We start from the raw sequence: 700 nt of genomic DNA, 5'->3' as shown, positions 1-700 counted from the left end.
CCTTGCTCGCAGGCTTTTGAGTGGCAACGCACCCGACCTTTGCCCTGGTAACAGGCCCCGATCCTAAACTCAGGCCTCTACAGAGCCTGAAGTCACCCTCTCATGAAGCTCATCGACACCATCCTGGCCGACGCGCCGGCCATCACGGCCATCCGCCGTGACCTGCACAAGCACCCTGAACTCTGCTTCCACGAGCAGCGCACCGCGGACGTCATCGCCCAGGCGCTGACCGACTGGGGCATCCCCGTGCACCGGGGCTTGGGCAAGACCGGCGTGGTCGGCATCGTCAAGAACGGCACGTCCAACCGCGCCGTCGGCCTGCGCGCCGACATCGACGCGCTGCCGATGACGGAGCGCAACGAATTCCCCCACGCCAGCTCCTACCTGGGCCGCATGCACGCCTGCGGCCATGACGGCCACACTGCCATGTTGCTGGCCGCCGCCAAGCACCTGGCGACGAACCGCAACTTCGACGGCACCGTCTACCTCGTCTTCCAGCCTGCCGAGGAAGGTGGCGGCGGCGCGCGCGAGATGATCAAGGACGGCCTGTTCGATAAGTTCCCGATGGAGGCCATGTTCGGCGCCCACAACTGGCCCGGCATGCAGGCCGGCCAGTTCGCGCTGAAGAGTGGCCCGGTGTTCGCCAGCAGCAACGAGTTCAAGATCACCTTGCGCGGCAAGGGCTCGCACGCCGCCATGC

1 protein-coding gene is annotated in these 700 nt (G+C 66.4%); it reads left to right on the top strand.

From position 1 onward, the window contains the following. Positions 1–102: 102 nt before the first annotated feature. The coding region (locus ACXJKR_RS34040) for an amidohydrolase (RefSeq protein ID WP_457326620.1) at positions 103–700 on the top strand (598 nt) is incomplete at its 3' end.

The sequence above is a fragment of the Roseateles sp. P5_E11 genome (genome assembly GCF_054049355.1).
This window is presented reverse-complemented; position numbering and strand designations above follow the sequence as displayed.